This is a genomic window from Pectobacterium araliae, from assembly GCF_037076465.1.
Lineage (GTDB): Bacteria > Pseudomonadota > Gammaproteobacteria > Enterobacterales > Enterobacteriaceae > Pectobacterium > Pectobacterium araliae.
Genome location: NZ_AP028908.1, coordinates 3,246,024 through 3,263,450, shown reverse-complemented (window position 1 = coordinate 3,263,450; position 17,427 = coordinate 3,246,024). Strand labels below are relative to the sequence as shown.

At 53.4% G+C, this 17,427-nt stretch carries 15 protein-coding genes; 10 read left to right on the top strand and 5 right to left on the bottom strand.

The window, feature by feature from the left end; all coding sequences use genetic code 11:
• Positions 1-400 precede the first annotated feature (400 nt).
• Genes fhuC through fhuB form a run of 3 tightly spaced genes read left to right on the top strand, consistent with a single transcriptional unit; the run spans position 401 to position 4,152 of the window.
• Entirely contained in the window at positions 401-1,198 is a 798-nt protein-coding gene (gene fhuC, locus AACH44_RS14815) for a Fe3+-hydroxamate ABC transporter ATP-binding protein FhuC (RefSeq protein WP_261847747.1), read from the top strand.
• 16 nt (positions 1,199-1,214) lie between these two features.
• Positions 1,215-2,141, top strand: coding sequence for a Fe(3+)-hydroxamate ABC transporter substrate-binding protein FhuD (gene fhuD, locus AACH44_RS14810; RefSeq protein WP_261847746.1), 927 nt, complete (start codon positions 1,215-1,217; stop codon positions 2,139-2,141).
• On the top strand, positions 2,134-4,152 hold the full coding sequence (gene fhuB / locus AACH44_RS14805; protein ID WP_261847745.1) for a Fe(3+)-hydroxamate ABC transporter permease FhuB: 2,019 nt from the start codon (positions 2,134-2,136) through the stop codon (positions 4,150-4,152). The genes fhuD and fhuB overlap by 8 nt, the downstream gene beginning before the upstream one ends.
• 42 nt (positions 4,153-4,194) lie before the next feature.
• On the opposite strand, the gene AACH44_RS14800 is transcribed toward fhuB, so the two are convergent.
• The gene (locus AACH44_RS14800; RefSeq protein WP_261847744.1) at positions 4,195-4,785 is read right to left on the bottom strand and encodes a LysE family translocator; all 591 of its coding nucleotides are present in this window, start codon (positions 4,783-4,785) and stop codon (positions 4,195-4,197) included.
• Between the two features lie 136 nt (positions 4,786-4,921).
• On the opposite strand from AACH44_RS14800, the gene AACH44_RS14795 reads away from it, so the two are divergent.
• On the top strand, positions 4,922-6,382 hold the full coding sequence (locus AACH44_RS14795) for a PLP-dependent aminotransferase family protein (protein WP_261847743.1): 1,461 nt from the start codon (positions 4,922-4,924) through the stop codon (positions 6,380-6,382).
• A 52-nt stretch (positions 6,383-6,434) separates the two neighbouring features.
• Here the strand turns inward: AACH44_RS14795 and hemL are convergent, their stop codons facing one another.
• Positions 6,435-7,715 (bottom strand): glutamate-1-semialdehyde 2,1-aminomutase, encoded by a 1,281-nt coding sequence (gene hemL / locus AACH44_RS14790; protein WP_261847742.1) that lies wholly within the window; start codon positions 7,713-7,715, stop codon positions 6,435-6,437.
• Positions 7,716-7,982: 267 nt separating this feature from the next.
• Between hemL and erpA the strand changes: the two genes are divergently transcribed.
• Positions 7,983-8,330 (top strand): iron-sulfur cluster insertion protein ErpA, encoded by a 348-nt coding sequence (gene erpA, locus AACH44_RS14785; RefSeq protein ID WP_005969047.1) that lies wholly within the window; start codon positions 7,983-7,985, stop codon positions 8,328-8,330.
• 77 nt (positions 8,331-8,407) lie between these two features.
• Here erpA and AACH44_RS14780 read toward each other — a convergent pair whose 3' ends face one another.
• From AACH44_RS14780 to mtnN, 3 genes are all read right to left on the bottom strand, one after another.
• Positions 8,408-8,686 carry a hypothetical protein gene (locus AACH44_RS14780; protein ID WP_261847741.1) on the bottom strand — a complete coding sequence of 93 codons (279 nt, stop codon included), beginning with the start codon at positions 8,684-8,686 and terminating at the stop codon, positions 8,408-8,410.
• 216 nt (positions 8,687-8,902) lie between these two features.
• Positions 8,903-9,742 carry a vitamin B12 ABC transporter substrate-binding protein BtuF gene (gene btuF, locus AACH44_RS14775; RefSeq protein ID WP_261847740.1) on the bottom strand — a complete coding sequence of 280 codons (840 nt, stop codon included), beginning with the start codon at positions 9,740-9,742 and terminating at the stop codon, positions 8,903-8,905.
• Positions 9,743-9,745: 3 nt separating this feature from the next.
• Complete coding sequence (mtnN, locus tag AACH44_RS14770; RefSeq protein ID WP_261847739.1) at positions 9,746-10,444, bottom strand: 5'-methylthioadenosine/S-adenosylhomocysteine nucleosidase; 699 nt, start codon at positions 10,442-10,444, stop codon at positions 9,746-9,748.
• A 123-nt stretch (positions 10,445-10,567) separates the two neighbouring features.
• Between mtnN and dgt the strand changes: the two genes are divergently transcribed.
• From dgt to cysT, 5 genes are all read left to right on the top strand, one after another.
• The gene (gene dgt, locus AACH44_RS14765) at positions 10,568-12,079 is read left to right on the top strand and encodes a dGTPase (RefSeq protein ID WP_261847738.1); all 1,512 of its coding nucleotides are present in this window, start codon (positions 10,568-10,570) and stop codon (positions 12,077-12,079) included.
• Between the two features lie 189 nt (positions 12,080-12,268).
• Entirely contained in the window at positions 12,269-13,732 is a 1,464-nt protein-coding gene (degP, locus tag AACH44_RS14760) for a serine endoprotease DegP (protein WP_261847737.1), read from the top strand.
• 232 nt (positions 13,733-13,964) lie between these two features.
• On the top strand, positions 13,965-15,122 hold the full coding sequence (locus AACH44_RS14755; RefSeq protein ID WP_015841264.1) for a CdaR family transcriptional regulator: 1,158 nt from the start codon (positions 13,965-13,967) through the stop codon (positions 15,120-15,122).
• 321 nt (positions 15,123-15,443) lie between these two features.
• Entirely contained in the window at positions 15,444-16,448 is a 1,005-nt protein-coding gene (locus AACH44_RS14750; RefSeq protein ID WP_425606655.1) for a sulfate ABC transporter substrate-binding protein, read from the top strand.
• 154 nt (positions 16,449-16,602) lie between these two features.
• Entirely contained in the window at positions 16,603-17,415 is an 813-nt protein-coding gene (gene cysT / locus AACH44_RS14745) for a sulfate ABC transporter permease subunit CysT (RefSeq protein ID WP_107168728.1), read from the top strand.
• The last annotated feature ends 12 nt before the right edge of the window (positions 17,416-17,427 follow it).

Here is a 17,427-nt window from a genome sequence, read left to right as displayed (position 1 = left end):
CCGGCATAATTTCCGCCAAAAGCCTTGGGGTCACGGGGCGAGCGGCGTTTGAGCCGTCCCGTGTCGGGCGCGTGCTACGAGGTTGCATGAAAATGACGGTATTATCGCGCACGAAACCGCCTCAACAGTGGCATAAAAATGTGACTAAGAGGCTGAGTTAATCTGGGGGCATTTTGTTGCCCCTGCTATTTTGGGACGATCACCACGCCCTGTTAGATACCACTTTTCCTGCCGGGGCACTCTGGCGCTGACAGGTAAAAGTCTTGCGGTTGGTATTCCGTTGCGCCTATCATGCTGCCTTTATCGTAATCATTATCGTTCGCTTTTAGAGCGACGATGACGGAAATAGTGAATTCTGCTCATCCCTTTCCTTCGGTGACATTAAAAAACCAAAAGCGCTATGCAAAATCAAACTGTACTGCCTGACACCACCTTCAGACTGGACGACGTCAGCTTTTCCGTCGCCGGGCGCACGCTGCTACATCCGCTATCGATCACGTTCCCCGTGGGGAAAGTATGTGGTCTGATTGGGCACAATGGCTCAGGCAAATCGACATTGCTGAAAATTCTGGGTCGCCATCAGTCCGCCAGCAGCGGCACCGCATTGCTGGGTGAACAGGCGACCAGAAGTTGGGACAGCAAATTGTTCGCCCGTCAAGTTGCCTATTTACCGCAGCAGCTTCCTGCCGCTGAAGGGATGACCGTGCGTGAGTTGGTTGCCGTGGGGCGCTACCCGTGGCATGGCGCGTTAGGCCGTTTCGGCAGCGCCGATCGGGAAAAGGTCGAAGAAGCCATCACGCTGGTGGGATTAAAGCCGTTTGCTAACCGTCTGGTGGATAGTTTGTCCGGCGGTGAACGGCAGCGAGCCTGGCTAGCGATGACGGTCGCGCAGGATAGCCGCTGTCTGCTACTGGATGAACCGACTTCCGCGCTGGATATTGCGCATCAGGTTGAGGTGCTGGCGTTGATTCAGCGCATGAGCCACGAGCGCGGCATTACCGTGATTGCGGTACTGCATGATATCAATATGGCTGCCCGCTACTGCGATCATCTGGTGGCGCTGCGCGGTGGCAAAATGATTGCGCAGGGTGAACCTGTTGCGCTGATGCAAGGGGACGTGCTGGAAAATATCTACGGCATTCCCATGGGCATTCTGCCTCATCCGGCGGGTGGTGCGCCGGTCAGCTTCGTTTGTTAACTCGGTTTACCTGCTCATGATGCCTGAACTTTTTTCTTCCCCGCGTTCTCCTGACCCGCTACGCCGTCGTTTACTGACGGCGCTGCTGCTATCGCCGCTGGTTTATTCAGCGGCGAGCCGGGGAGCCACTACCACATTTCCCGATGTAAACCGCATTGTGGCGCTGGAGTGGTTGCCTGTTGAACTGCTTCTGGCGTTGGGCATCACGCCCTTCGCGATTGCGGATAAACATAACTACAACCTGTGGGTGAAAGAGCCCGCATTGCCTGAATTGGTGATTGATGTGGGGCTGCGTACCGAGCCTAACCTTGAATTGCTGACGCAGATCCGCCCGTCCCTGATTCTTTACTCTGAAGGCTACGGCCCGTCGGTTGCGAAAATGTCCCAAATTTCGCCGATGCTGGGTTTTGGCTTCAGCAGCGATCAGGGGAAACCGTTGACGTCGGCACAGGCTTCGGTCGTGAAACTGGCTGATGCGTTAAATTTGAAAGAGGCTGGGGAACGGCACCTGACGGAGCTGGAGCAGTTTCTCCGTCAGGAGAGAATCACGCTTCAACCGTATACCGAACGGCCTCTGCTACTCATCACGCTGATAGACAGCCGCCATGTACTGGTGATTGGCAATAACAGCCTGTTTCAGGAAGTGATGGATCACATCGGGATAGAAAATGCCTGGCGTGGTGAAACCAGTTTCTGGGGCAGTACGATTGTGGGCATTGAACGTCTGGCGGATATCGGGGATGCCAATGTGCTTTGCTTCGAGCACGGCGATAGCGCCACGCTTGATCAGCTTGAAAATAATCCGCTTTGGCAGGCCATGCCGTTTGTGCGTCAACAGCGTTTGCAACGTGTGCCAGCCGTCTGGTTGTATGGTGGAACGCTCTCGGCGATGCGCTTCTGTCGCGTATTGAATCAGGCATTGGAGGCAAGAAAGCATGCCTAATTCTCTGTCTGCCGCGCACAAGCGTGCTGTGCACCCGCTGGTGCTTCCCATTGTTTTAATTGGTTTTCTGCTGTCCGTGATGCTGGGGATGGGCAGCTACAACTTGCAGCAGCAATTGCCGATATCACAATGGTTTCAGGGGCTGACCCAACCCGCCTTGAACAATATGCCGCAGCTTTTGTTTCACTACAGCCTGTTACCGCGCATGGTGTTGGCACCGCTGATTGGCGCAGGATTAGGGTTGTGTGGCGTACTGTTCCAGCAGGTCTTGCGCAATCCGCTGGCCGAGCCGTCAACGTTGGGGATTGCTACGGGGGCACAGCTAGGCATCACGGTGGTAACGCTCTGGGCGCTGCCCGGTGGAGCATGGATTCAACAGGCTGCTGCGATGATGGGTGCGCTGGTGGTTGGCTCGTTGGTCTTTGGCGTTGCTTGGGGCAAACGGTTATCGCCGGTGACGCTGATACTGGCGGGGCTGGTGCTGAGTTTCTACTGTAGCGCGGTCAATCAGCTGCTGGTGCTTTTCCATCATGAGCAGCTTCAGGGCTTGTTCCTATGGAGCAGCGGCGTGCTGAACCAACAGGACTGGAGCAATGTGCAGTTTGTTCTCCCGCGTCTTCTGGTGTGTTTCTGTCTGGCGCTATTGTTGATTCGCCCACTAACGTTGTTGGGGCTGGATGACGGCGTTGCACGTAATTTGGGGCTTGGACTGTCGCTGGCACGTCTGAGCGCGTTGGGGCTTGGAATTTTCCTGTGTGCCCAATTAGTGAATGCGGCGGGGATTATCGGTTTCATCGGCCTGTTTGCGCCGCTGTTGGCGAAGATGCTGGGTGCACGACGCTTGCTTCACCGCCTCTTATTTGCCCCACTGCTAGGGGCGCTGCTACTTGGTGTCACCGATCAGGGGGTTATCTGGCTGAGCCGCGTGTGGCTTGACGTCCCCACGGGGGCGGCGACGGCACTGATTGGTGCGCCGCTGCTACTGTGGCTGCTGCCGCGCCTGCGTAATAGCAGTCAACCTGCGATGATCGACAATAACAGCATACCGACGGTTGAACGCCGTCTGTGGGGAACGTGGCTGGTGCTTGGCATCGTGCTACTGGGGATGGTGGTTATCACGGCGCTGATGTTGGGGAAAGATGCAGAAGGTTGGCAGTGGGGCGGTGGCGATGTGTTAGCGCAGTTGCTTTCATGGCGCTGGCCTCGGGTTCTGGCGGCGCTGACCGCCGGAGTGATGCTAGCGGTGGCGGGAACGCTAATCCAGAAGTTGACAGGCAACCCGATGGGCAGCCCAGAAGTGTTGGGGATTAGCTCCGGTGCCTCGTTTGGCGTCATTATTTTGTTGTTCTTCATCCCTGGAAACGCGTTCGTGTGGCTGCTTCCCGCTGGAAGTGCGGGGGCGGCATTGACGCTGCTGGTCATGGTGATTATCGCCGGTCGCGGTGGGTTCTCCACGCAGCGTATGCTGCTGGCGGGGATTGCGCTCAGTATGGCGTTCTCCACCGTCATAGCGTTGCTGTTAGCCAGTGGCGATCCGCGTATGGGAACGGTGCTGACCTGGCTGTCGGGCTCAACCTATGCGGTCGAACCGACTGACGCTATACGCACGGCGGTAATTGCGGTTCTGCTGTTGTTGATCGTCCCGCTCTGTCAGCGCTGGCTACGTATTTTGCCACTGGGTACGACAACGGCCAGATCGCTTGGCGTAGCTGTCACACCGGTTCGTCTGCTGGTGTTACTCCTAGCATCGGTACTGACCGCGATGGCAACCCTGATGGTTGGGCCGATGAGCTTTGTGGGCTTAATGGCACCGCATATGGCACGGATGCTGGGCTTTAGCCGCGTGTTGCCGCAAATCGCCAGCTCGGCATTGATTGGTGGGGCTCTGATGGTGATTGCTGACTGGTTTGGCCGGATGATCCTCTTTCCGGCGCAGATCCCGGCAGGGCTGCTCGCGACGTTTATCGGCGCGCCTTACTTTGTTTATCTGCTACGCAAGCAGGTGAGATAACGCGAATTTCGGCGGGTAGAGTAGCCCGCCGAAGTCGTGTGATTAACCCGTTACGCTGATGGCTTCAGCCAGCATCCAGAATGTAGTAAGCACCAGAGAAAGCGCCATGATGCCGTTGAAGGCTTTCAGTTTCCACGGTTCCTGAAGATGTTTGCCGATACGATCGCCGAGCACGGCCCAAACTAGAATGCAGGGCAGATTGAGCGCCATAAAGGCGACCATCGTGGGGAGGATACCGTTGCTGGCGGTATACAGCAGCGCGATGTTGCTGGACATCAGCCAGGCTTTTGGGTTTACCGCCTGAAATAACGTCCCTTGCAGTACGGTCATCGGCTGTACTCGCCCTTGTAATTCAGGTGCTGATGAACGCGCGATTTTCCACGATAGCCACAGCAGATAGACGCACCCCAGCACAGTGAGGGGCAGGCGGATCATGCTCAGCCAGCTCAGCAACAGCTCCAATGCCACGCCCATCAGCGCCGTTTGTAGCGCACAGCCAATTAAAATCCCCATCAGCATCGGCAACGTTCGACGCAGACCAAAATTGACGCCTGACGTCGCCAGCAGCAGATTATTGGGCCCCGGCGTGATCGACATGACGGTGACGTAGCTGAAAAAAGAAGGGTCGAGCATGGTGTTATCCTGATGATGGGGTGAGAACACTATGGTAGGCAGAAAAAATAAATGGTTACAGATACAAAAAATGATTATTGTAATGGGTACAAATTGCATTAATCGTTAACTGTACTCATTGGCTGGCGGGGGAACTGTGTCCATCATCGACTCACAAGAAAGTACGCTCTATCAACAGCTCGCGGAAACCTTCGCTACGGCCATTCATCAAGGGACGCTAGCGCCGGGAAGTCGCCTGCCTTCTATTCGTCGCGTCGCTGGATCGCATCAAGTGAGTGTTAACACGGTATTAAATGCCTGGCGTATTCTCGAAGATCGCGGGTTGATCGAAGCACGGCCGCAGTCCGGCTATTTTGTGCGAGGGCGTCTGCCGTCGCTGACGGAGAGCAAGCCTCACCGTGCGCAGGTGATTGTGCCCGGCAGTGAGAAATTGGATTTGATTGATACCGTGTTTGCTGCTCAGACGCACCCTGATTACATCAACATTTCTCTGGCATGTCCGCAGCATGCGGATTTCTACCCTACCGAAAAGATCAGCCGTATTGCCGCTTCTTTGCTACGGCGGCAGCCTGAACTGATTGGTCGCTATGCGCTGCCGCCGGGCAGTGAACGATTGCGGCGTGAAGTGGCGCGGCGAGCGATGGACTTAGGCATGTCATTGACCCGCGAGGACATCACGATCACCCACGGCTGTATGGAAGCGCTACAACTGGCGCTACGCACGGTCACGCAGCCGGGCGACTGTGTGGGCTTGGAAACGCCAACCTATTTTTATCTCTTTCCTCTGCTCGCCAGTCTGGGACTTAAAACGGTGGAGATTCCCACCGATCCGCAACGCGGTCTCGCGCTGGATGCGCTGGAACTGCTGCTGTCAGAACAGCGATTACAGGCGATTATTGCCATGCCGAACGCGCAGAATCCGTTAGGGTGCAGCATGACGCTGGCGGATAAAAAGCGGCTGGCAAAGCTGGTGAACGATTATCAGGTGCCGCTGATCGAGGACGGGTTATACAGCGAACTTCAGTTTACCTGGCCGCTGTCGCCGACGGTGAAAGCCTTCGACCGCGAAGGCTGGGTGATTTACTGCTCCAGCTTCACGAAAACGCTGGCACCCGATTTTCGCATCGGCTGGATGGCGTCAGGCCGTTTCCGCGCCAACGTGGCGCGGCTGAAAGCGGTATCGTCAATGGCGGAATCGGCGCTGCTATCGGAAACGCTGGCGCAGTTTCTGGAGTCGGGTGGTTACGATCACCATCTGCGCACGCTGCGTCGGTGCTATGCCGCGCAGATGGATGAGGCGCGTGGGCTGATCGCTCGACATTTCCCGCAGGGTACACGGGCAACGCAGCCGCAGGGTGGCTTTGTCTTCTGGCTGGAATTACCGGGCGGTGTGGATGGGGTTGAGCTATTTCACCGTCTGCTACAGGAGCGAATTTGCGTCACGCCCGGTGAGCTTTACACGCTGAGCGGCCGCTGTAAGCACGCACTTAGATTGTCTTGCTGCTACCCGTTTGATGAACGCTATACCTATGCGCTTAAGCGAGCGGGGGCGCTGGCCTGTGAAATGAGCGGTATCGGGCCAGGTAATGAGGGTTAATTTTTAGGTCGAATATGACGGCGTCAGCGAATGACGCCGCCGGAGGAAGTTTTTACAGACGTGAGAAGCAGAACTGTGCCGCTTCGATGGTGCGTTCGATATCTTGTGGCGTATGTGCCAGCGACATAAAGCCCGCTTCAAACGCGGACGGCGCAAGGTAAATTCTTTCTTCCAGCATCATGTGGAAGAACAGCTTAAAGCGCTCGACGTCGCACTTCATCACATCCTGATAGCAGGTGACGCTCTCGGCATCCGTGAAGAACAGACCAAACATGCCGCCCGCCTGATTCACCACCAGCGGGATATTTTCGGCTTGCGCGGCAGCCAGCAGGCCATCGGCTAACTGATTGGTTAACGCGGTGAGCTTTTCATGTACGCCGGGTTTCGCCACTTCTGTCAAACAGGCAAAGCCTGCCGCCATGGCGATAGGGTTGCCAGACAGCGTTCCCGCCTGATAAACCGGGCCAGTCGGTGCCAGCGCCTGCATAACCTCACGCTTACCGCCGAATGCGCCGACAGGCATACCGCCGCCGATGATTTTCCCCAAACAGGTCAGATCGGGAATCACGCCGTAGTGTGACTGTGCACCTGCCAGCGCGACACGAAAACCGGTCATCACCTCATCGATGATGAACAGAGCACCAAACTCGTCGCACAGGGCGCGCAGGCCGGGAAGGAAATCTGGCAGTGGTGGGACGCAGTTCATGTTGCCCGCGACGGGTTCCACGATGATCGCGGCGATCTCATCAGGGTATTGTTCAAACGCAGCGCGAACGGATGACAGATCGTTATAGACGCAGGTCAGCGTGTGGCGGGCGAAATCGGCTGGCACACCGGGAGAGTTCGGTTGACCCAGCGTCAGGGCGCCGGAACCGGCTTTCACCAGCAGGCAGTCGGCGTGACCATGGTAGCAGCCTTCAAATTTGATAATTTTATCGCGGCCCGTGTAACCACGCGCCAGACGGATTGCGCTCATGGTGGCTTCCGTACCGGAATTGACCATCCGCACCATATCCATGCTTGGCACCAGAGAGGTGACCAGCCGTGCCATCTGCACTTCCATTTCTGTCGGCGCGCCAAAACTCAGACCGCGTTCCGCTGCCGCGATTACCGCATCACGGATTGCCGGATGATTGTGACCCAGCACCATCGGACCCCATGAACCCACGTAATCAATGTACGCTTGTTCGTCGGCGTCGTAGAGGTAGGCACCGTCTGCTCGCTCGATGAACAGCGGCGTGCCGCCTACGCCGTTAAAAGCACGAACGGGTGAGTTCACACCGCCGGGAATAAGTTGCTGTGCCGCAGCATACAGGCTTTCAGATTTGTTCATTACGCGGTCCTGACTGGTCTTGATCGTAAAATGTAGGGGTATTCTAATGAACTGACCGCCGTTATGAAATCGCTGTGCGGGCTTTCACTTGAAAACGCACCGCATCATACCCACTGAGAGTACTGGCTGTGTGGTGTATAAGACGGCATAATGTGGCGTTTATTTAAACACTGGCTGTCAAATCTTGAACGTTTTCGCTTACTGCCGGATAATAAGCGTATGAATATGGGTCTATCACCTGATAAGCCCTGAGTTGGGAGTAAAAATATGAGCGATGATATAGCAGCACTGCCCCTGCAATTTACCGATGCGGCGGCAAGCAAGGTGAAAAACCTGATTGCTGATGAAGAAAACCCAGAGCTGAAACTGCGTGTATATATCACGGGCGGCGGCTGTAGCGGTTTCCAGTATGGTTTTACCTTTGATGATCAAATCAACGACGGCGATATGACCATTGAGAAACAAGGTGTGGCGCTGGTGGTTGATCCGATGAGCCTGCAATATCTGGTTGGCGGTGCGGTGGATTATACCGAAGGGCTGGAAGGCTCTCGTTTCATCGTGACGAATCCGAATGCGAAATCCACCTGTGGCTGTGGTTCTTCTTTCAGCGTCTGATCCTGCATTGCGGTTATTCACCGATTAAAAATAAAAAGCCGTGTCTTGGCTGCAAGACACGGCTTTTTTTACTGTGATTACCATTCGACCGTAATCAAACGTGTTTCCGTACCCTGCGTGGTTTTTGCCGCAGATGCTGAAAATTTTGCCTGATCGATCTGAATACGTGACTCAGTAATTTTAGGTTGAGGTACAGAGGCGACATTACATGCCATTTGATATTGACCGGACTGCGGCGCTACGCCACAAGACGGTAATATCGTCAGTTGAGCATTAATTTGCCCGCCGCTACTTCCTGCATAGGCAGTTCCACAAGCCGCGATCAGCAAGCTTGCGCAAAGCAACGCATTTTTCATGTTCTAAGCTACCTGGTGTAAAGGAACCGATATCGGTTCAAATTTTTCTGATTTCGTTATGACGAGCAGTAATCAGCACCTTAGTAGATGTCTATGATTCCACTCTTACGCTCAGATTATCGGCAAATGTTGGCGAAATAAAAGCCTGCTAGTGTTACAGCTTGTATACTAATGAAGCTATTGTTATCGAGATGATTTCATTGTGTTAATTAATGCTCATTTTACTGACGGGGATGCCGGTCTTAATTCAGCTAATTGAGAGCAAATTTGCTGTGCCGCTAATAGTAAACGTGGGCCGCTGCGGCTAAACCAGTCTTCGTTAACGGTAATTACCGGAACCGCGAGCTGTGGTTGCCAAAATGCCTGCACGCTGGAAATTCTATCTGAAGCACCGCCGAGAATAATGGCCTGTGGTTGCCGCCTTAACACCTGTTCACGACTGACCTGTGGCCAAGGCACTGGGCTGTCGTCAAAAATATTTTCTGCGCCGCATAGTGAAACGATCTGACTTTGCAGCGTGGCTTTCGAAGAGGTAAACAGCGGTTGAGTGCCAAATTGAATGAATACCCGCAACGGAACGGCGTGCGCTGCCTTATGCTTCTCACCCGCGTGCTGTAGCTCGCCTATTTGCTGCTGAAAATTTATCGCGGCCTGTTCGGCTTGTTCAGGATGACGGCTATAGGTTGCCAACTGTCGTAATGATGCGGGGATATCGTCCAGTGTTTTTGCATCCAGATAAACGATGGGAATCGAGAAGTTGGCGAGCTGTTCCAGCGGGCGCTGCGGGTTGCCCTCGCGCCAGGCCAGAATCAGATCGGGCTTGAGGGCGAGGATTCGCTCCAGATTAATGCCTTGCCAGGAGGCAACCTGTTCCAATTTTTGCGCTTCCGGCGGGTAATCTGACCAGGCGCTGACCGCAACTAGCTGTTCGCCCATGCCAGCCGCATAGGCCATTTCCGTCGCGTGCGGTGCGAGACTGATAACACGTTGCGGCATAGCATAAGCGGCGGTGCAGAGTAGTAGCCCGGTCAGCCAGCAGAGGAGCCTGAAAGTCATCGATTAGCGTGCAGCTAATTTAGCCAAAATCGCTTCTACCATCCGCGTTGATTGCTGTGCGGCGACGCTCAGGAACTCATCAAAACTCAGGTGTGAAGCTTTATCGGCTACATCAGAAATGGCGCGAACCACCACAAACGGTACGGCGAATTGATGGCAAACATGGGCGATCGCGGTAGCTTCCATTTCCACGGCAATGGCCTGCGGGAAGGTGGTGCGGATGCGCGCTAACGGCTCTGCGCCGTTAATGAAGGCGTCGCCGCTAACAACCAGACCGCGCACAGCATTGAGTTGTAAATCGGTAATTGCTTCCTGCGCCAGTGCGATGAGTTTTTCATCGGCAGGGAAAGCGGCAGGGCAGCCCGCCATCTGGCCGGGTTCATAGCCAAAGGCCGTGACGTCGGCATCGTGGTAACGTACTTCATCAGAAACGACGATATCGCCGACATTCAGTGTCGGCGCCAGTCCGCCAGCGGAACCGGTATTAATCACCACATCTGGCTTGCTGTGTTCCAGCAGCAGCGTGGTGCCCAGTGCGGCGGAGACTTTACCGATACCGGATTTCAGCAGTGCGACGTCCACACCGTTGATTTGTCCGGTGTAGATTTCGCAACCCGCACGTTGAAAGGTCTGGCGGTTTTCAATCCGATCGCGCAGTAATGTTACTTCTTGTTCCATCGCGCCGATAATACCGACTTTCATAAGGTTCCTCGTAAATTCTGTTATAAATGGAAGGTGTATATCGCGGACGTTAGTCTATCATGGCTAGCAAGGGGAGATGGCGTGTCCATCATTGTGCTGTAGCGTAATGACAAGGAAAACCGTATGGCTACTATCGATTTCGCCAAAAAAATGAGCTTTCAGCGGCATTACAGTCGACCTAAAACGGCTGATAATGGCTATGCGATTGTGCGCCAGTTTGAGAGCGACCGTGGTCGTATTATCAATTCCGCTGCCATCCGCCGTTTACAGCAAAAAACCCAAGTCTTTCCACTAGAACGTAATGCGGCCGTCCGCTCCCGTCTGACCCATTCGATGGAAGTACAGCAGGTTGGCCGCTACATCGCCAAAGAGATTTTGCACCGCCTGCAAGCCGATGATCGACTGGTGGTATTGGGTCTGGACGACAGGCAAACGCCGTTTGAAAGTTTGGTTGAAATGGCATGCCTGATGCACGATATCGGCAATCCGCCGTTTGGCCATTTTGGTGAGTCCGCGATTAATCAATGGTTCAGGACATTACTGGATAGCCATTATCTGGACAGCGAATCCCCGGAACGCGTCGATGACTGTCGAGTCCCTACGCTGCGGATGCGGCAAGATGGGCTGGACGATCTACGCGCACAGATCCGGCAAGATCTGAGCCATTTTGAAGGTAATGCGCAGGCGATCCGTCTGGTACATACGTTGCTCAAGCTTAATCTGACTTACGGGCAAGTGGCTTGTATTCTGAAATATACCCGCCCTGCGTATTGGCGCGGTGAGCTTCCTACCGATTACGATTATTTGATGAAGAAACCGGGCTACTATCTGTCAGAGGAAGCCTTTGTTGTCAGGTTGCGTGAAGAGCTGGATATGGGCGAATTTCATCGCCACCCGCTGAGCTATATTATGGAAGCGGCCGATGATGTTTCCTACTGTATCGCGGATTTAGAAGATGCTGTCGAGAAAGATATCCTCACGATCGAAGAACTTTACGATCGTCTGCGTGAGAATTGGGGGGCAGGCGCAGAGAAAGACATCTTTGCTAAAACCATTGAACGTGCTTACAAAGAGCGCGAGCGCTTTCAGTGGCGCAGTCACGATGATCAGTTCTTTATGAATCTCCGCGTTTACACTGTGGGTCAGATGGTGCCACATGCCGCGCTGCGTTTTATCGACAACCTGCCGGAGGTCTATGCCGGATCGTTCAATCAGGCCTTGCTTGAGGACGACAGTCCGCAGAACCGTCTGTTAGGTATCTTTAAACGTGTCGCCTTAAAGCATGTTTTTAACCATCATGAGGTTGAGCAACTGGAGCTACAGGGCGACCGTGTGATTCGCGGCCTGCTGGATATTTATAGTCCGCTGCTTGAGATGCCCTATCTGGATTTCGGCCAGCTCGTCCGCGAGGATACCCATCGGCGTTATCCGATCGAAACGCGGCTTTATCACAAGCTATCTAGCAAGCATTGTTTGGCCTATCGTGAAGCTGTCAGTGAGTTGGAAGGGCTACCAGAAACCGAGCAAATCGTCCGTGAATATTATTATCGAGCCCGCCTGATTCAGGATTACATCAGCGGTATGACGGATCTGTATGCCTACGACGAGTACCGCAAACTGATGGCGGCGGATTAGCGATGAACAGGCTGCAACGGAAATCGCGAGTTTTGTAAAGCCGTTCAATATTTCCTTACGCTTCACGATCTTCCCCTTGGGAACCTTGTTGGTTCATATTTATCTCATACAGCACGAGCACTGAGTGTACCCGGTGTCGGGTACACGGGCCGTAAGACTCGCGTGTTGATTACTATGAGATAGACTCCTATGAAAAAAAAATCACTGCTCCTGAGTGCGCTGGCGTTAAGTCTGGCGATGGCGATGGGTTCAACTACGGCGAATGCGGCTGAGTCAGCGGCATCTGCTGCATCATCGGGTCAATTACCCAGCCTGGCTCCTATGCTGGAAAAAATTATGCCTTCCGTCGTGAGTATCTACGTGGAAGGACATACCACCAATCAGGATAGAGAGAATAATTTAGGCAAAGAAAATATTCCGCCACAGCTTCAGCCATTTTTTGGCGAAAACTCGCCTTTCTGTCAGGAAGGATCGCCGTTCCAGTCATCGCCGATGTGTCAGGGAGACGGTGACGATGACGACGGTCAACCACAACCAAAACAGGAAAACTTCCAGGCGTTGGGCGCAGGCGTCGTGATTAATGCGGAAAAAGGCTACGTGGTGACCAACAGCCACGTGGTGGATAACGCCGATAAGATTCAGATTCGACTCAGCGATGGCCGCAAGTATGACGGTAAAGTGTTAGGCAAAGACCCGCGTTCAGATATCGCGCTGATACAGTTGAAAGACTTTAAAAACCTGACGGCGATTAAGGTTGCGGATTCCGATCAGTTACGGGTAGGTGATTATACGGTCGCGATTGGTAACCCGTATGGTTTGGGAGAAACCGCGACATCGGGCATTGTGTCCGCGCTGGGGCGTAGCGGGTTGAATATTGAAAATTACGAGGACTTTATTCAGACCGATGCAGCGATCAATCGCGGGAATTCTGGCGGTGCGCTGGTGAACCTGAATGGTGAGTTGATTGGGTTGAATACCGCGATTCTTGCCCCTGGTGGCGGCAATATCGGGATTGGTTTCGCCATTCCCAGCAACATGGTGAAAAGCGTTGTCGCACAGATTGTCGAATTTGGTGAAGTGAAACGTGGTGAGCTGGGCATTACCGGAACGGAACTGAATTCCGAGTTGGCACAGGCGATGAAGGTTGATGCACAGCGCGGTGCGTTTGTGAGTCAAGTGCGGCCGAAATCGGCGGCGGATGTGGCGGGTATCAAGGCAGGTGATGTGATCGTCACGCTGAATGGTAAGGCGGTTAGCAGCTTCTCCGCATTGCGTGCACAGGTCGGTTCGTTGCCGGTGGGCAGCAAAGTGGCGCTGGGGCTGCTGCGTGAAGGTAAACCGCTGACCGTCGAGGTGGCGCTGCAACAAAGTAATCAGGCTCAGGTGGCTTCCGGTAATCTCTATTCCGGTATTGAAGGGGCGGAGCTGAGCAATACGCAGGTGGATGGCGAAAAAGGCGTTAAAGTGGATAACGTCAAACCCGGTTCTGCTGCGGCTAAAATTGGCCTGAAGAAGGATGACATCATTCTCGGTGTTAACCAGCAGGCAATACAGAATATTGGTGAACTGCGTAAAATTCTGGACAGTAAACCAGCGGTATTAGCCTTGAATGTACGCCGCGGTGACAGTTCAATTTATCTGTTGGCTCAGTAATCGGGTTGTTTAGCGCATAAGTTAATAATTACCTTTTAAGACAATCTGTTACGTTAGTTTTCTGGCCGGGCACGCGGGTGCCCGGCTGTCTCTCGCTTCTCTCTGAAAGCGCTTTTGTGAGTTCTCCCACAGATTTAACCTAATTCCTGTTTCTTTGTTAATTTGCACAATGTGTGGGGCACCGCGTGGCGGTATGCTGGTGCAATTGTCAATGTTCCTCTCAGAGGTAAAAATGGCGTCGTATCATCTCAATGCCAAGATGGCACAGGATATTGTCGCGCGAACCATGCAGATCATTGATAGCAATATTAATGTGATGGATGCTCGCGGCAAGATTATCGGCAGTGGCGATCAGGAACGATTGGGGGAATTACACGAAGGGGCGCTGTTGGCGCTCTCGCAGGGGCGGGTTGTTGATATTGATGACGCCGTGGCGCGCCACCTGCACGGCGTGCGTCCGGGTATTAATTTACCCTTGCGCATTGATGGTGAGATTGTTGGCGTTATCGGCTTGACGGGGAATCCTAGCCAGCTGCGACAATATGGCGAACTCGTCTGCATGACGGCAGAAATGATGCTGGAACAGGCGAGGCTGCTGCATATGCTGGCGCAGGATAGTCGTCTGCGTGAAGAGCTGGTGCTGAACCTGATCCGTACCGACGATTTGTCGCCTGCTCTTATGGAGTGGGCACAACGTTTAGGTATCGATCTGAATAAACCTCGCGTCGCTGCGGTGATCGAAGTGGACAGCGGCCAGCTCGGCGTAGACTCGGCAATGGCTGAGCTACAGCAGCTACAAACGCTGCTGACCACGCCGGAGCGTGACAATCTGATCGCGATTGTTTCTCTGACGGAAATGGTGGTGCTAAAACCGGCGCTGAACAGCCATGGGCGCTGGGATGCAGAAGATCATCGCAGGCGCGTGGACACGTTGATGTCGCGTATGGCAGAAAGCAGTCGGCTACGCGTACGGCTGGCGCTAGGGAACTACTTTGCTGGCCCCGGCAGTATTGCTCGTTCTTACCGTACCGCGCGAACGACCATGAGCGTAGGCAAGCAGCGTATGCCCGCCCAACGCTGTTATTACTATCAGGATCTGATGTTGCCCGTACTGCTAGATAGCCTGCGTGGCGGCTGGCAGGCAAACGAGCTGGTGCGCCCGCTCTCAAAGCTTAAGGCAATGGACGGCAATGGTCTGCTGCGCCGAACGTTGGGGGCCTGGTTCCGTAATAACGTTCAACCTGGTGCGACGGCGAAAGCGTTGTTTATCCACCGTAATACGCTGGAGTATCGTCTTAATCGTATCTCTGAACTCACGGGATTAGATCTGGGGAATTTCGACGACCGTTTGCTGCTGTACGTGGCTTTACAGTTGGATGAAGAAGAGTAGGACAGAAAGATACCCGCCTTTACTTAAATCGACCTTCCGCCGTATAACCCTGATGCCGCACGGCATCAGGCTATCTATTTCGGTCTTCAGCCATCACAAAATTGCTTAGACTGGAAACTATGACATAACCATTAACAATATAACGCGATAGCATAAATTATCGCGAAACAATATTTTTGCCCCTTCCCTATATCCACTATTGTCACTTCCATATTGTCGTTGTCAGTTCGATAACCGCATAAACGGCCTAACCAGCCACATTCATCATTATTTCATCTAAATACTTTCCAGCATTAAGGTTAGGGAGTGATAAGAATGTCAATACGTCGTCTGGGGTTATCTGTTGCTACGGCAGCGCTGTTATTTTCTGGTGTGGCCTCGGCGGCTACCGAATTACTAAACGTGTCTTACGATCCGACGCGTGAACTGTATCAACAATACAATGCGGCGTTTATTAAGCATTGGAAAGCGACCACGGGCGAAGATATCACGATCAAAAATTCGCACGGTGGGTCTGGAAAACAGGCGCGTTCAGTCATTGATGGCTTGCAGGCTGACGTAGTGACGCTGGCGCTGGCGGGTGACATTGATGCATTAAACCTGAATCAACCGCTGATCGATCCTAAATGGCAGGCGCGTTTGCCTGACAACAGTACCCCTTATACTTCCACTATCGTTTTCCTGGTGCGCAAAGGTAATCCGAAGCAAATCAAAGACTGGAACGATTTGGTGAAACCGGGCGTTGAAGTGATCACGCCAAACCCGAAAACCTCTGGTGGCGCACGTTGGAACTTCCTAGCGGCTTGGGCCTATGCCAAAGCTCTACCGGGTGGTAACGATGAAACCGCACTGAAATTTGTCACCGAATTGTATCGCCATGCTCCTGTACTGGATACTGGTGCACGTGGTGCAACCATCAGTTTTGTACAACGTCAGTTAGGCGATGTATTGCTGGCATGGGAAAACGAAGCCTATCTTTCTCTGAAAGAGCAGGGCGGCGATCAGCTTGAAATCGTCACACCGTCGCTGTCGATTCTGGCCGAACCACCCGTTGCCGTTGTCGATAAAGTCGTTGAGCGTAAAGGGACGCAGAAACAGGCTGAAGCTTATCTGCAATACCTCTACAGCGATGACGCGCAACGCATCATCGGTAAAAACTTCTACCGCCCACGTAATGCCAAGATTGCCGAAGAGTTTAAAGATCAGTTTGCCCCAGTGAATCTGGTGACAATCGATAAGGATTTCGGCGGCTGGAAAGCGGCACAAGATAAATTCTTTAACGATGGTGGGGTGTTCGACGTAATCTTTAAAGAGATCAATAAGTAAGTTTTAACGTCTGACGGATTAAGGCCGCTATTACCGTAGCGGCTTTTTTCAGGTTAAAAAGGCTGGTGACAGCTGTTCAGAACCTTCCGTCAGGTAGCGCGTGTCGGCAAGCAGTTGTTGGCTGAGTAGTGAGTATGAAAATTAAAGGCACGGTATGTCACAGCGTTCTTCCTCAGTGATTCCCGGTTTCGGGCTAACGTTAGGGTTCAGCCTGAGCTATTTAGGATTAATTGTCCTTATCCCATTGGCTGCGATGTTTTTGTATGCCAGCCAACTAACGTTTGGCCAGTTTTGGGATTTGATCACTAGCCGTCAGGTATTGTTTTCCCTGCGGCTTTCGTTTGGCACTGCACTGGCTGCTGCCTTTATCAACGGTATTCTTGGGACGCTGCTGGCGTGGGTGCTTGTACGTTACACCTTCCCCGGACGTAAAGTGATCGATGCTATGATCGACATGCCCTTCGCCCTGCCAACCGCAGTCGCGGGGATCGCGCTGACGGCGTTGTATGCACCGAATGGCCTGATTGGTTCGCTATTTCCATTCAAAATTGCCTACACCGGCATTGGTATCACGCTGGCGCTCATTTTTGTCACGCTGCCTTTCGTCGTCAGAACGCTACAGCCGGTGTTGGCCGATATTCCCAAAGAAGTGGAAGAAGCCGCCGCCTGTCTTGGTGCGCGACCGCTTCAGGTTTTCCGCCATGTGTTACTTCCTGCGTTGTTACCGGCATGGCTGACGGGCTTTGCTCTAGCCTTTGCGCGTGGCGTGGGGGAATACGGTTCGGTGGTGTTTATTGCGGGAAACATCCCGTTTAAAACCGAGATCCTGCCGTTGCTGATCGTTTCTAAGCTCGATCAGTATGACTACAAAGGGGCAACTGGGATCGGCGTATTCATGCTGCTGGTTTCTTTCATTATGCTGCTGCTGATTAATGTGTTGCAGCGTCGCATTCAACCGAAATTGTAAGGGCTGGTCGTC